General features: G+C 60.7%; 11 protein-coding genes. 4 read left to right on the top strand and 7 right to left on the bottom strand.

What is annotated here, in order from left to right; translation table 11 throughout:
* Nucleotides 1–4 precede the first annotated feature (4 nt).
* Both ON14_RS05620 and ON14_RS05615 read left to right on the top strand, forming a co-directional pair.
* A complete protein-coding gene (locus ON14_RS05620) occupies nt 5–2407 on the top strand; it encodes an ATP-dependent helicase (protein WP_010203742.1) in 2403 nt (800 codons plus the stop codon).
* 28 nt (nt 2408–2435) lie between these two features.
* Nucleotides 2436–3872 (top strand): RNB domain-containing ribonuclease, encoded by a 1437-nt coding sequence (locus ON14_RS05615; RefSeq protein ID WP_010203741.1) that lies wholly within the window; start codon nt 2436–2438, stop codon nt 3870–3872.
* Nucleotides 3873–3878: 6 nt separating this feature from the next.
* Here the strand turns inward: ON14_RS05615 and ON14_RS05610 are convergent, their stop codons facing one another.
* The 7 genes from ON14_RS05610 to ON14_RS05580 form a co-directional block, all read right to left on the bottom strand.
* On the bottom strand, nt 3879–4643 hold the full coding sequence (locus ON14_RS05610; protein WP_010203740.1) for a nuclear transport factor 2 family protein: 765 nt from the start codon (nt 4641–4643) through the stop codon (nt 3879–3881).
* 201 nt (nt 4644–4844) lie between these two features.
* On the bottom strand, nt 4845–5711 hold the full coding sequence (locus ON14_RS05605) for a helix-turn-helix domain-containing protein (protein ID WP_010203738.1): 867 nt from the start codon (nt 5709–5711) through the stop codon (nt 4845–4847).
* 42 nt (nt 5712–5753) lie between these two features.
* Complete coding sequence (locus tag ON14_RS05600) at nt 5754–6548, bottom strand: oxygenase MpaB family protein (RefSeq protein ID WP_010203736.1); 795 nt, start codon at nt 6546–6548, stop codon at nt 5754–5756.
* A 58-nt stretch (nt 6549–6606) separates the two neighbouring features.
* A complete protein-coding gene (locus ON14_RS05595) occupies nt 6607–7617 on the bottom strand; it encodes a LacI family DNA-binding transcriptional regulator (protein WP_010203735.1) in 1011 nt (336 codons plus the stop codon).
* On the bottom strand, nt 7614–10787 hold the full coding sequence (locus ON14_RS05590; protein ID WP_010203734.1) for a glycoside hydrolase family 38 C-terminal domain-containing protein: 3174 nt from the start codon (nt 10785–10787) through the stop codon (nt 7614–7616). Before ON14_RS05590 ends, ON14_RS05595 begins: the two co-directional genes overlap by 4 nt.
* Before the next feature lie 6 nt (nt 10788–10793).
* Entirely contained in the window at nt 10794–11837 is a 1044-nt protein-coding gene (locus ON14_RS05585) for a class I mannose-6-phosphate isomerase (RefSeq protein WP_010203733.1), read from the bottom strand.
* A gap of 1 nt (nt 11838) precedes the next feature.
* Nucleotides 11839–12900 (bottom strand): carbohydrate kinase family protein, encoded by a 1062-nt coding sequence (locus tag ON14_RS05580; RefSeq protein ID WP_010203731.1) that lies wholly within the window; start codon nt 12898–12900, stop codon nt 11839–11841.
* A gap of 150 nt (nt 12901–13050) precedes the next feature.
* On the opposite strand from ON14_RS05580, the gene ON14_RS05575 reads away from it, so the two are divergent.
* Nucleotides 13051–13893 carry a class I fructose-bisphosphate aldolase gene (locus ON14_RS05575; RefSeq protein WP_010203730.1) on the top strand — a complete coding sequence of 281 codons (843 nt, stop codon included), beginning with the start codon at nt 13051–13053 and terminating at the stop codon, nt 13891–13893.
* Nucleotides 13890–15041: a Gfo/Idh/MocA family protein gene (locus tag ON14_RS05570; protein ID WP_010203729.1), complete on the top strand. Its 1152-nt coding sequence runs from the start codon at nt 13890–13892 to the stop codon at nt 15039–15041. The genes ON14_RS05575 and ON14_RS05570 overlap by 4 nt, the downstream gene beginning before the upstream one ends.
* Nucleotides 15042–15110: the final 69 nt, after the last annotated feature.

Below are 15110 nucleotides of genomic sequence, written 5' to 3'. Positions count from 1 at the left end.
GGCCATGACGACAGTTTTTGACCCCTCTGACCCCGGCCGTTCTGCCAACGGCGATTCCGTTCGTGATCCCCTGCTCGACGGGCTGAACCCTCGCCAGCGTGAGGCCGTGGAATACCGCGGCCCGTCGCTGCTAATTGTGGCCGGTGCTGGCTCGGGAAAGACGAGCGTGCTCACTCGTCGAATCGCGGGGCTCCTGCGATCCCGCGAGGCGTGGCCGAGCGAGATTCTCGCCATCACCTTTACGAATAAAGCCGCCGCTGAAATGCGTGAACGTGTAGCGGCCATCGTGGGCAACACCGCTGAGGGTATGTGGATCTCGACGTTCCACTCGGCGTGTGTGCGCATTCTTCGTCGCGAAGCCGAAGCGTTTGGGTTCTCCAAAAACTTCACCATCTATGACTCTGCCGACAGCAAGGCCCTGCTCAAGCGGATCCTCAAAGAGCTCGATGCCGACATGTACGGGCTGACCGTCAGCAAAGTAGCTAACCGCATCTCAGGGCTCAAGAATGAGCTAACCGACGTTGACGGTTTTGCGCGGGATGCCAACCTGAGCGACCCCGCCGAGAAGAAGTTTCTTGAAATCTTCCGCCGCTACACGCGCGGACTCAGCGACGCCAACGCCTTCGACTTCGACGACCTCATTGGCCAGACGGTGTACCTGTTTAGGGCCTTCCCGCAGATCGCCGCCACCTATCAGCGCCGCTTCAAGCACATCCTGGTTGACGAATATCAAGACACCAACCACGCCCAGTATTCGCTGATCCGGGAATTGACCCGGCCGCCAGCTCCCGAGCAATTCACTTCTTCGCAGGGCATGCTCGTGCAAGACAATAGCTCCATCGCAGACGCCGCGTCGCTGACGGTCGTTGGTGACAGCGACCAGTCGATTTATGCGTTCCGCGGGGCCGACATCCGCAATATTGTCGAATTCGAGCGAGACTTTCCGCGGTCGACAGTGATCCTGCTCGAACAGAATTACCGTTCGACACAGACCATTTTGGATGCCGCTAACGCGGTGATCTCCAATAACTTCGACCGCAAAGATAAGAAGCTCTTCACGACAATCGGTGAGGGCGACAAGATCGTCGGCTTCACTGGCTATTCGGGCCACGACGAAGCCCAATTTATTGCGGATGAGATTCAGAAGCTTCACGACGAAGGCGTTGCGTACAAAGACGTCGCAGTTTTCTATCGCACCAACTCGCAGACGCGTGCGCTTGAAGAGATTTTCATTCGCGCGGCCCTGCCTTACCGGGTGCTCGGTGGCACCAAGTTCTACGAGCGCGCGGAAATCAAAGATGCGTTCGGTTACCTGATTGCGGTGGCCAACCCGGCGGATCCGCTGGCTCTTCGACGCATCATGAACACCCCCAAGCGCGGAATTGGCCCGGCAACCGAGTCAGCCCTGCAGGCGTGGGCGGATGACCGTGGTCTGACCCTGCGCGATGCGATGCGCAGCGCGGGCGAACTGGGGCTTGGCCCGAAGGTCACGAAGGCGATTATTGACTTGGCACGGTTGCTTGACGACGTCATGGCGAAGGTCGAAACGGCCAAGCCCGCCGACATTCTCACCGAACTGCTCGATGGGTCTGGGTATGTGCGGGCGTTGCGGGCCTCGCTCGATCCGCAGGATGAAGCTCGTGCCGAAAACGTTGACGAACTCATTGCGGTGACCAAGGAATTCGGCAAGAACAATCCCGAAGGCACACTGCTCGACTTCCTCACCGAGGTCTCGCTGGTCGCAGCAGCCGACGATCTGGACGATTCGAGCGGAACTGTCTCGCTCATGACGCTCCACACCGCCAAGGGCCTCGAATATGACGCCGTGTTCTTGACCGGTGTTGAAGAGGACCTGTTGCCGCACCGCATGTCGGCCAACGAACCTGGCGGTCCCGCTGAGGAACGTCGACTGTTCTACGTGGGAATTACCCGTGCGCGCAAACGCCTATTCCTCTCGCTCGCGATGACCCGTGCCCAGTTCGGCGAAGTCAATGTGGCGATGCCGAGCCGCTTTCTGCAAGAGATCCCTGCCGATCTGATCGAGTGGAAGCAGTCGCCGGGCATGTCGAATTCGCGGGATAGCTCACAGTCTCGATCGCTCAATTCGCGTCGTGGCGCCGGTGGCGGAGGCTCCTGGGCTGGCTCGCTGCGCTCCGCTGCTGCCGGGGGTTCGCCGCCAGCACTACCGCGCGCGAAAACCGAATGGGCCAGTCCCATCACGGCCACAGTTCGGGACAATGGTGATTTGACTCTGGCGGCGGGCGACCGCATCCGTCACACTGATTTTGGTGATGGCACAGTGAATCAAGTGACAGGCATTGGGCCGAAGAGTATCGCCGACGTTCAATTCGATACCGCCGGGCGCAAGCGTCTGCTGATCAAGATTGCTCCTATTGAGAAACTTTGATTCTGAAAGCCACGACCAATCAGACACTATGGCGCGCGGAGAAGTGCGACTCGTAGTTCCGCGCCTTCGCCCGCTCGATACCGACGATGAGCTTGCTGCGGCGCTCGTGCAAGTGCGCCTCGACCTCAAGCTGCGCACAGATTTTAGTGCCGAGGTCGAGGAAGCGGCGGAGGCTGCCGTTGCGGCATTCGAACCGCCCGAGCTCGACCTCACCAACATCCCGTTCTCCACAATTGACCCGGAGGGGGCGACCGACCTCGACCAGGCCCTCTATCTGGAGCGCACCGGCGAAACTCTTCGGGTGATGTATGCCATCGCCGAAGTTCCCGCTTTTGTGTGGCCGGGTTCCGCCGTCGACGCCGAGGCTCGCAAGCGCGGGCAAACGCTGTATGCGCCCGATGAGCGGGTTCCGCTGCACCCCACTGTAATCAGCGAAGATGCCGCTTCGTTGCTCGCGGGTGCCACCCGCCCGGCTTTCGTGTGGACCTTCGATTTGGATTCCGCTGGCGCGGTAACGTCGACAACTCTGGTGCGAGCCCAAGTGCGTAACCGCCGCCAATATGACTACGTCGAGGTGCAAGATCTGCTCGACAATGACCTTGCAGACGAATCACTGTCGCTGCTGCCAGAGTTTGGCCGCCTACGAGCTGAGCTAGAACGCCAACGCGGCGGAGCGAGCCTCAATCGGCCAGACGAAGAAGTGGTGCTCACCGACGGCACCTATATTCTGGAGCGCCGAAGCCCGCTGCCGGTAGAAGAGTACAACGCCCACGTCTCACTCATGACGGGAATGGAAGCGGCGCGCATCATGCTCGAGGGCAAGGTTGGCATTTTGCGCACCATGCCAGCCCCCGACGAACAGACCCTGGCCGACTTCCGCCGCCAAGTTGCGAGCCTCGGATGCCCGTGGCCTGAGGATCAGAACTATGGCGAATATCTGCGCGCCCTCGACCACAGCGACCCGCGCGCTCTCGCTGCGATTCACGCCGCCACGTCACTGTTTCGAGGAGCCGGATACACGGTCTTCGACGGCGAACTTCCTGAGGACACTCTTCAAGCCGCCGTCGCGGCGCCTTACGCTCATGCCACCGCACCGCTGCGACGCCTCGTCGATCGTTTCGTTCTTGTCGCGTGCGAGGCAATCGTTTCGGGTCGTGGGGTTCCGAAGTGGGTTCGCGAGGCACTGCCCGAACTGCCCAAAATCATGGCGCGCACGAGTTCCTTTGCCTCCCAGCTGGAGCGGGCATCCGTCAATGCGATTGAGGCAGCAGTCTTGAGTTCGCGAGTGGGAGACGAGTTCGACGCCACAGTAGTTTCTGAGCGTGCTGATGGCGGCATCATCCAGATCGCTGATCCGGTGATCACCGCCCGTATCGCCGGCGGGGTCACGGCCGGCTCGACGGTGCGAGCGCGGCTCGTTACCGCGGAGATTGCTAGCGGAACCGTGGAGTTCGTGCTGGCGTAAAGCTGTTTAGAACTTGCCGCTGTTCACCCAGGTTGCTTCTGGGGTAATTTCTTCGGAGACAGCCCAGTGTTCAACAATGAGCCCGTTCTCGACACGGTAAAGGTCGATCACGGCAATCGCTACGCCGTCGAGTTCGCTCGCGGCCAATACGGCAACAAAGTTGCCGGAGCCGATCGTGTTGTGAACTTCGGTGTACCACAATGAATGGGCGCGGGCGTAATCAGCGAACGAGTCTCTTCCGTCAGCGATGCGCGCGTCATGCTGCGCGAGGTCTGCGTGGAGATACTCCGCGGCTTGGGCGTGGTCGCCGCCGACGAGCACGTTTGTTGCGAAGTCGAACACGAGACGCTTGTTGATTTCTGTCTTGTCGAGATCGGTGACGTCGGTCCGGCCATCGAACGGTGTGCGACCGCTGACGCTCGTCGGCTCAACTTCGGCAATCATGTCCCAGTGTTCGATCAGTTTCGCGTCGTCATCAGTATCGAAGATGTCCGCGGTGACGTAGGTGAATTCGCCGTTGTTGAGTTTTTGCAGGGCCTGTATAAAAACATAATGTCCGTCTTCGAAGCCGCGCAGGATCTGGATGTCGCGAATCGGGTTGCGAGTGGTGAAGTCTTCGAAGAACGCGATGAAACCCTCGCGGCCGTCGCGAACGGGGGTGGAGTGTTGGGTGTAACGCTGACCAGCGTAGGAATTGATGGCGTCGACGAAGTTTCCGTCGCGGATGCCCTCGAGGTAAATGGCCTTAGCGTTGTCGAGTCGTTGTCCCATGGGGTGCTCCTTGTGGTGAGAGTCTGTCGCGCGGATTGTGCCGTGCTGCTCGGAAATGAGGTGAATTTGTCTGGCAGCCGGTGCTGCCAAATGGCGTACGTCAAGACTGCCGGAGGACGGGGCGCCGGGACAGGTGGGAGCAGGACGCTCGATGGTGCAAAGTGGACACAGTGGACACATTGGGCAAATGCGGTTGTAGTTTCAGTGCTCGCCGCGGTAGAGGTTATCTCGTAGGCTCTGTCGAAAGTTTGTCGGCGTCTGCCCAGTGACCCGCTCGAAAAATTTGGAGAAGTTGGTTGGTTCGCTGAATCCGACCATGGTGGAAATGTTGGCGAGCGTGTGGTCGCTGTGCGCGAGAAGTCGTTTCGCCTCGAGCATGAGCCGCTCATCCAGCACAGCCTTGGCGGTGAGGCCGGTCACACTCTGGCAAGCGCGACTGATGGTGCGTTCGGAGTAACCGAGACCAGCCGCAAAATCACGCACGTTTCTGCTGCGGGTAAGGTCACTCTCAATCGCGCCCCGAAACGCGACATAGGCCGGCGGAAGTGCGCCGCGGCCGGGCCCCGTGCTGGCTTGGTGGAAGAGCGCGACTAGTGAAGCAAAGAGGGCGGTGATGAGCTTGATCGTATGCTCATCGGCGGTGAAACGCTGCTGTTCGCGTTCAAGCGCCGCAACTAGAGCGTGCGCGGTGGTCTGAGAATCCTTGCCGAGGTCGGCAGACGGAGCATCGCCGGGGAGCCAACTGACGGCGCTGGATGCAGCGGGGGAGGCCACCACAACAACGGCATCAACAGTGTTCTCAATGTGCCACTGCTGAACTTGACCCGGGCGTATGAAGAGCGCACGGCCGGGGTGAAGCGCGTGGCGTTGAAAATCGATGGTGTGGGTTCCGGTGCCGGCGCGAACGAAGATCATCAGCTCGAAAGACGGGCGCTGGGCGTGCGCAAAATAGTCGGACCCCATGCGCTCGACTAGCTCGGTATAGTCGAGCACCTCTACCGGTAGAGCAACGCTGTGCTCGCTTGCGAAATCGACGGGCTGCACCGGCGGCTCATCAATAGTGGTCACCTGCTGATGCTAGCGCTGATGTTGCGGAACCTGGAGAGCTGGCTACTGCCCGGACCACGTCTGCTCAGGCTGTTTCGTCTGCTGCTGACGAAACGCTGCCAGATATCGACGCTGCGCCGCGAATCGCACCCAGCGGGGTAGCCGTGGGTAAACCACACGAACGAACCGCATGATCCGATCAAACCGCTCTTGTTTGTGCGGCAGGGCAAAAGCAATGCGCAGTTCTTCACTAAGCAAGCCTGCGGTCAACACCCGCACGAGGGGCATCGCTGGTCGCAACCACCACGGGCCGCCGGTCGGATGCAGCAGCTGCTTCGCGACCCGTCGGCTGGCATCAGTGACCTGCAACGCGGCCACGCTCTCATTCCAGTAGGCGGTGAACGCCGCTCCGTCGGCGGGCCACTGCGCGCGAGGAACGCCAAGCGCGGTCGCGATCACGGCGTAGTCGGCGAGCAGCGTTTCGGCATCCGCCTCGCGCAGTGGGCCAAAGACAAGCTCGCGCACCCGCATCGCGGTGTCATAGAGCGTGGCTGCGACCCACAATTGGAGCTGAGGGTCACGAGCGTCATAGCTGGCGGAACGCACCGGGCGATGGGCCGCTCCCACACGGCGCGCGACTTCTGCAGCCTCGGCGGGAGTGCCATACACCGTGACATAGAGATAGGTGAGGGTGCCGTTGAGGCGATCCAACGGGCGCCGCGCAAAGTCACTGTGCTCGGCAACTGCCTGCCCAACTGCGGGGTGTGCGATCTGCAACAGAATGGCCGCACCGCCGCCAGCCAGCAGAGCGACGTCGGCCGAGACATCCGCGATTCTGAGGGGGCTGGTATCGGTCACAGGCTCAGTTTAGGAGCGTCGAGCATGGCGGAGCTGAGCGGATGACCGCATCGCCCGTCTACTGGGCAACGGACCAGCCGCCACGGCTCACTAGTTGGGAGGGGAGCAAAGTTCTGTTCGTCGCGCTGGTGTCGCCCTCAATCCGAGCGATCAGTCGTTGAGCTGCGGCAGTGCCGAGCGCGATGGTGTCGTTGCTGACCGTAGCAACGGGGCGAGGCAGCAGCCGCGACATTTCGAAATCATCGAATCCGGCTACCTCGATCTCGGCACCCCGTCGCCAGATCTCTTCAACGGTTCCTACCGTGCTTCTGTTGTTCCCGCACAACACGGCGGTGGGCGGCTCCTCGAGCTCAAGCATCGCTGCAATCGCGACCGCGGCATCTTCTGGTGCGTGAATGTTCGTCGCCACGAGAGCATCATCAAAGTCGAGGTTCGCTTGCGCTAGAGCAGTACGGGCCCCGGCAAGTCGTTCCGCCATTGTGTAGATCTCAAGGGAGTCGAAAAGAAAACCTATGCGGCGATGGCCACCCTTGATGAGATGGGCGATCGCGAGTTCTGCTCCGCCGCGATTGTCGGCGAGAATCTCGTCTGCGTTGATATCGACCCCCGGACGGTCGAGGAACACTACCGGAGTGCCCAACTCAACTTCTTCCCGCAGATAGTCGTGGCGTGCATTCGTCGGAACAATGACGAGCCCGCGAACTCGGCGCTGACACAGATCGAGAGCGAGGGCGCGCTCGCGGGCGGGATCCTCTTCGGAGCTTGCCATGACGACCTGATAACCATGAGCGCTCGCTTCCCGCACAATGGCGCTCGACAGTGTCGTATAGAAGGAGTTGGAAAGATCGGCGGTGATCACCCCGATTGTCTTCGACACATCACCCGCCCGCAGATTCGCGGCCAAGCTGTTGTGCCGGTAGCCCAGCTGGGCGATTGACGCCCGAACTTTCGAAACAAGCTCGGGGTCAACGGTCGCGATCTCGTTGACGACCCGAGATACCGTTTTCAGGCTAACGCCCGCGTGCGCGGCAACATCGTTCATTGTCGGTCGGCGAGCGTGAATGCTCATTGAGTCGTCTCCTGAAGTCGTGCCACACGCAGCGTCACTATCTCGAATCCGCGCAACGCTAACGCTAGCTGACCGTTCTCGTCCGAATGAAGGCTGCTCAGGGGAGCCCCATGCAAATCGCAGAGGGAAACGCTGCCCAGTATTTCGAGCCCACCGACGACGACTTCTGACGGCTCACCGGTTGGCTCATAAAGTCGCAAGAGAACGTCGGATTTATCGAACTGAAGGCCAGCGATAGCGGCGCTACCGGACACGATTCGTGGTCGCCGGGGCGCGGCGTGCGCGTCTAACTTCGCGTTGGCCGTCACCACGATCGGCGTGTTCAGCGCGGTAGCCATCGAGACGACGCTTGCGTGCTTCCACGAGCCGTTGTGGGCAGCGACTCGAAGACGCGTGACCTCAACCCCTACTGGTTCGCCCTGCGGATCAGGATCGTAAGCACTGCGAACAAGAGGGATGCGCAGTCGGGGTCCCAGAGCATCCACACCATGTTTGGAATCGTTAGCAATCGCGATGCCACCCGCGGCTGAACCGAGGTCGGCCCAGCGCAACATCGAGCCCAGATAACCGTCTGGTGCGCGCAGCACGGCGGCGAAAGGTGTCTCGACCCAGAGCTCGGGGGAGGGCAATCGCGAGCCAAAGGAGACGGCAAGGCCAGGAACTCCTTGGGACGCACCGCCGAGTTCGTGCCAATCGACCGCGATCTCATAATCGATCCAAGGCAGGTCGGCGTAGAAAATCGTGCGGACCGATGCCGTCGACGATTCCCAGTGGTGCACGGTCGACAGCACAGTGCGCACGGCCCCGTGCTCGCTAACCGCTGTGGTCGTGCCACCGAGCAGAGTGCGTTCGGAGTCGAGTTCGTCGATAACCCACGAGGTCATTGGATGAGGTTGTTCGTGAGTGAGTACGAGGGCACCGAAGCCAAGATCTGGCCTCAATTGACGCATGCTCTCGGGACTGTTGGGGCCGCGGCCAACCACCAAGGTATTCATTGCCTTATCGAACAGCGTCGTGATGATTCCGCTGTCGTCACGCACTTGAGCGCGGTAGAACGGAGAGTCGATGTCGAGCATGCCCGTGACATCCGAACGACTGACCTGAACTGATTTGGTGGCCTCGGCGGTCGCTTCGGCGGCGGTCTGGGTGGTGCTGTCGGTCAATCGGAACGTCGTCGATTCGAAGGCACCAAGTTCGGCGATGAACACGAGCTCACCATCGTTAGTGAGCTGAACAGGCAGGGCGATACCGCCCGCTGACTCGACTCCAGTGTGCCCACCAGCGATCGCGTGCGGAACGGTGACGATGTCGCGGCGGTCTACTCCCGTGGAGTTTGTCGCCACAAAGTGGTCGGTGTCAGCAGGAGAAGTCAGCACAGCGAACGCTTGCGAGCGGATGTCGCTGGCGCAGTCTGCCGCTAGTGCCGCATCCCGATATTGGTCGGCATACGCTGCGGCAACGGCTGAACCTCCAAGAATGTCGTGGAATTGGTGATGGAGAACTCCGCGCCAAGCTTCGGAGATTTTCTCTCGAGCTTCGATCCCCGCGAGGGCCCCGAGCGTTTCCGCTTCGACCAGCGCGTTCTCACTCGAACGGTTCATGCGTTTTGAGTCGACTCTGGTGACATAGGTGCCTTCGAACACGCGGTCAGATTCTCCCCGAAAAACGGGAAGATCTGGCTCGGTTGCGAGAAGAGCAGTGACGTAGTCCATGACGGTTGAGCACTGCACAGCGGGGAAAGCTTCTGCCGTACCTAGTGAGCGAATCGTATCGAGATCGGCGCGAGTGGGGCCGCCCCCGTGGTCCCCGACTCCGTAGAAATAGCAAATCTCGGTCAGGTTGTTTCGCACGCCGAGAGTGATGAGATCGCGGGCGAGCCGCGATGCGGTGACGGGTCCCAAATAGATGGCGGTGCCAACAGCAAGGAGTCGAGTGCCGTCGTCGCCCTCCCACCAATACGCCTGCCAGTGGCTGCCGGTATCGGCAAAGCCGGGGTTGGCGCGGTGGTGATAATACACTTCAGCGCCGGAGGCACGCGCCAGTTGCGGAAGGTTTCCGTTCTGACCGAAGGTGTCGGGAGCCAGCAAAACGGTCGGGGAGACGCCGAGCTTGCTGCGTGAGTATTCAACTCCTTCGGTGAGTTGCTTCGACTGTGCGATTCCGCTCGGGATGTTGATGTCTGACTCAACCCACTGCACCGTTGCTGGCTCGAGGCGGCCTTGACCAATGAGCTCGGTTAGTTGCGCAAAGAGTTCGGGGTGGGAGGCCTCAACCTCGGCGTAGGCTCGCGCTTGCGAATGCGTGAACCGAAACTCGGGGTAGTCGGCAAACAGGTCGACAACGCTACGCATGTCCCGGAAGATCACTTCGCGGGTGTCGTCATAGGTCCAGAGCCAGGCGAGGTCGATGTGCGAATGGCCAACGCAGTGGATGCGAAACTTCGCCAGTGCAGCATCGAGCCAGCCCAGCTGTTCCCTCAGCTCTGGTGTCGCGAAGCTACGAGTGAGGTCAGAGGTCGCCGCGTCTGAGAAATCGTGGGGGATTGAGCGAGCAAGAGAGAGCACGGATGCCCGCTCGGTATCAGTTTGCGCAAATTCGCGCGCTAGCTCCAATCTGGCCAGTGCGAGATCGAGCGAGTGCCAGCGTTCCCGAAGAGCTGGCGTGGTGAACTGGACAGTGACGCCAGTGCGACCCCAGTCCCCATCAAGCGGAACAGGGCTCGGCAATACTCGCAGCAGCATCCGCCCGTTGTGGCCAGTTTTCACGCTCGGCACGACATCGATGAGGGCCGGCCCTGACGCCACTACGGGAACGGCGTCGCCAAATACTCGAACATCATCGACGAAAATGTCGATTGGTCGTAACGAGTTGATGGTCAGCTGCAGGGGCTCTCCGATGAGGGAGACGCCGCCAATGCTCTCGGGCAGGTCAAGATCAACCTCGAGCTCAATTCCGCGGTCTGCTTCCACAGAGAATGACTCGAACACCCCGACCTGACGCAAATGGTAGGTTTCGATGTTCATGGCGACCGGATGCTCATCCCCGTCGTGCGATCGCGAAATCCACCGCTGCGCCAACCAGCCACCCTCAGTGGCCAGCACTGCGGCTTCTAGTCGCCCGATCGCATCCTGAACTTCGGCCTCATATTTCGTCATGGTGTGCTCGCTCATTGAGGTCTATTCTTTCGAAAACGTGGTTGGGTAGTGTGCCGTAGCCGGGGGCCGCGCGATGAGAATGTCTGCCTGTCCGGTAAGTCGAAGCGGGCCGGCACCGTGGGGAACGACGATTGTCGTGCCCGCTGAGAGTGATGACGTGTGTCCGTGCGCACTCTGCAGTGCGGCTTGGCCATCGATGGCCACGACGACAGCAAATCCGGGATTGAGCTCTGCCATTCCGTCCACTATGGTGCGACCGAGATGAAAGAACTCGTCTGCGCTGTGCACGAATAGCGAATTGCCGACGTAGCCGCGCGTGAGGAACGAGCTGATTGCTGCAAGGGAGCTTCCGCGAAGATCGACGGCATCAAGCGCGATATCGAATCCGAGCCCGAGGTGCCCGTCATTCTCGCCGTCGAGATCGAAATCTCGCCATTCCAGCAGGATCGAGAGGTCTTCCGGTTCTTGAAGCTCCACGAGAAAGACACCTTCTCCAATCGCGTGCAGGGTGCCGGCGGGCACGAAAACGGTGTCGCCGGGGGCGACCTCGATTTCGTGAAGAAGGGGGAGCAATTCGTCGACCGCTTGAGTGGTGACGAGTCGCTCTAGGGTGGAGCGGCTGAGATCCTCTTTCAAGCCGAGATGGATGACTCCGCCCTGCAGGATGTACCAGGCCTCCGCCTTGCCGTGAGATCGCCCCAGATGTTGGTGAGCAAAGGCCGCGTTGGGATGGATGTGCACGGGAAGCCGCTGACCAGCATCCAAAAGTTTGACCAACAGTTTGGGGTCTGAGCCGAAAGCAGCGACATGATCTGGCCCGAGCCAGCCCAGAGGGTCGCTCTGGATGGCGTCGGTGAGTGTGCGCCCATCGGGTAATACCGTGAGCCCGAGACGGGGATCACCCGCGAGGCAGGTTGTAGAAGCGACCCAGTCTTCGGGAGTGTGGAGGCGCGCGGCAGGAACCTCCGCCACCCCAGTGCTATCTCGGAACGCAGCGATTTTCTCTCCGCCCCGGTAAAAACGGGCGGGAGGCTGATTCGCGGTAAGCGTCAACGGGAGGAGCATCTCAAGGGCCTTCGTGGAGTCGGTTCGGGGAAGCGGCAGGGTAAGTTTCGAGCATTCTGGCGAGGGCATCTGTGGTGGCTGCTCCACCTTGCATTCGGATGGCGGCGCTCGCTGCCGCGGTTCTGGCGGACTCCGGAAGGCTGAGGCCTGACCAGAGTGAGTAAAGAAAACCCGCAGTGAGAGCATCACCGGCGCCGTTCGTTGACGACCAGTTCTTGAGGGGCAGTGGTGGCTGCCAGAGTTCTGAGTTGCCCCAGTCGTCAGCGAGTTCAGCAAGCAGGCGTCCACCGCGGCGCAATCGTTCGGGCGGCGCAGTTTTTACGAACACGCCGTGGGCGCCTGCGGAGAGGGCGACTACGGCAACGCCCTGCTCAATGAGCGACGTGGCGAGTCGTTCCACAAGCTCGTTTGAGAAGGGCTCGTCGATGCCGAGTGCCGACGTGAGGTCATCAAGGCTGGGGCTGGCGATGTCGACGGACGGCAGGATGTTGGCGAAAATCCGGGTCCAATCGAGGGCGGCAACGCTGGAGCTGGGGTCGACCACGGCCAGATCAATCGAGGTGGTGGCGCCCGCTGCATGTGCTCGCTTTAGCAGGTCGCGGATGGGCTGGCCGGAATTCTCGAGCATTCCTGCCATCAATGAGGGATACCCGAAGTGGACGATGCTTGCGTCGGTTACGGTGACCGCGGCCGGATCAAAGAACGCGTTAGCGCCCGGGTAGTGCAGGAAGCTGCGGTCGGTGCCTGCGGAGTGAAGCACGATGCTGTAGGAGGTGCCAGCGGCGGTTGAGGTTTGAAGATCGTTGTCGTGGATACCTTTGGCTTCGAGGCTGCTGCGGGCGGTGCGGCCGAGTTCGTCATCCGAAATGGCGCCAGCAATGCGAATGGGCACTCCGAGCTCTCGCAAGGTTCCGCCGGTGTTGGCAATCGTGCCCCCAACCGACCAGCCTGCTCGCCCAACTTCGACTAGGGCGCCGGGGCGGATGCTCGCAAAGTCGGTCAGATCGGTCGCGATGTCTATGCAGATGTGTCCGGCGAGCACTATCGCACGCGGCTCAGGCATCCTGAAGCTCGCTCTTGGTCATCGTTACTGCTCCATCGTTCGACTCTGGACAACGTTGTCTCAGTAACGATAGCCTGACCGATACGGACAATCCAGTGCGAGTTTCCTCGCACGGGTCCACCGTCCGCCGTGTAAGGGAGTTGCACCACAGTGTCTGAATACCGTCTCAACCGATTGTTCAATGCCGACTCTGGACGGCTTCTCGACGTCGCCGTCGACCATGGCTTCTTCGGCGAAGCAAGTTTTCTCAACGGGATCGAGAACATGGATCACGTGATCTCAACACTCGTCGACGCTGGACCTGACGCCATCCAACTGACTCTGGGGCAGGCTCGACTGCTGCAATCGGTGAAAGGTAAATCAAAGCCCGCGCTTGTTCTGCGTGCCGACATTGCCAACATTTATGGCAACCCACTCGATACCCACTTGTTCAGCCACCACGTGCCGAACGCGATCGAAGAGGCGGTGAGGCTGGATGCCGCTGCCGTCTGTGCCAATCTCATCCAGCTTCCTGGACGGCCCGAAATTCGCGAAGCCTGCGTCAAATCGATCATGGCGCTGCGAGCAGAAGCCACGAAGTACGGAATGCCGCTCATGGTCGAGCCGCTCGTGATGCAAGACAACGCCGTTGCCGGGGGATACATGGTTGACGGCGACACCGACAAGATTCGCACGCTGGTTCGTCAAGCGCGCGAACTGGGTGCCGACCTGATCAAGGCAGACCCGACAGACAACGTCGAGGACTATCACCGCGTCGTCGAAGTAGCGGGAGATATTCCCGTACTCGTACGCGGCGGTGGCCGAGTAGACGACAAGACCCTGCTCGAAAGAACAGTGGCAGTGCTCGAGCAAGGAGCATCGGGAATCGTTTATGGCCGCAACGTCGTGCAACACCGGAACCCAACGGGGATTACCCGAGCGCTCATGGCGGTGCTTCACGACAGCGTCAGCGCCGAAGATGCCCTCGAGCTCGTAGGTGGTGACGAAAAATGACCCAGAAGATTGTCAACGTCGCCATCATCGGCGGCGGACTGATGGGGCGCGAGATTGCGGCAGCGATTCAGCGCTGGCCGGCTCTGATCGATCACCCGGTTCGCCCTCGACTCACCGCAGTCTGCGATATCAATCCGGCGGCGCTCGAATGGTTCGACGCGATTGACAGTGTCTCGAGCAAGGTCACCGACTATCACGACCTTCTGAAGGATGAGTCGATCGATGTGCTGTACATCGCCGTGCGCCACGACCTCCACGAACAGCTCTACATCGATGCCATCAACGCAGGCAAGAGCGTGCTGGCCGAGAAGCCTTTCGGAATTGACCGTGCAGCGGCTGATGCCATCGTCGCCGCGATCGATGCGAACCCCACGAGTTTCGTGCGTTGCTCGAGTGAGATGGCGTTCTATCCGGGAGCACAGCTGGCGATCAACTACATTGCCTCAGGCGCGCTCGGGCGCATTATCGAAGCGCGCAATGCCTTCCTCCACTCCAGCGATATCGACACAACGAAGCCGCTGAACTGGAAGCGACAGAATCAGTTCTGTGGCGCAGCTGGCGTGATGAACGACTTAGGGCTGCATGCACTCCACGTTCCCCTGCGCCTGGGGTGGCAACCGGAGCGGCTCTTCGGCGTGCTGCAAAACATCGTGACCCAACGTCCGAGCGCGACCACGGGCGAGCTTGAGGATTGCGACACCTGGGACAACGCGGTCATCCACGCCTGGGCGCGCCATGATGACGTCGAATTTCCGCTGACACTGGAGATGAAGCGGATTGATCCGGGCCAGAAAAATACGTGGGAGTTCGAAGCGGTCGGAATGGACGGCGGGGTGCGTTTCTCCACCAGCAACCCGAAGGCCGTTCAGATCTTCACGCGATCTGCCGTGCCCGGAATCGGCACGGAGCAAATCTGGCAAACGGTTGAAGCGGGCAGTCAATCAGTGTGGCCGACCGTGACGGGCGCGAACTTTGAATCAGGGTTCTCGGATTCGATTCTGCAGATGTGGGCCGCATATTTGGCTGACCGGGAGGGGCTACTCGCAGACCGGTTCGGGTGTGCGCTACCGTCAGAAGCGGCAATGACTCATCGCATTTACGACGCTGCGATCCGTTCCCACGAGTCGGGCTCGCTGCAGGTTCCCTAGCCTGTTCTGCACTCGCCGGGGCTCGAGCGACATAGTCAGTCACCCTGTCTGCCGACTATTGTTCTCGGG

The sequence above is a fragment of the Salinibacterium sp. PAMC 21357 genome, assembly GCF_000247645.1.
Taxonomy (GTDB): Bacteria; Actinomycetota; Actinomycetes; order Actinomycetales; family Microbacteriaceae; genus Rhodoglobus.
This window is presented reverse-complemented; position numbering and strand designations above follow the sequence as displayed.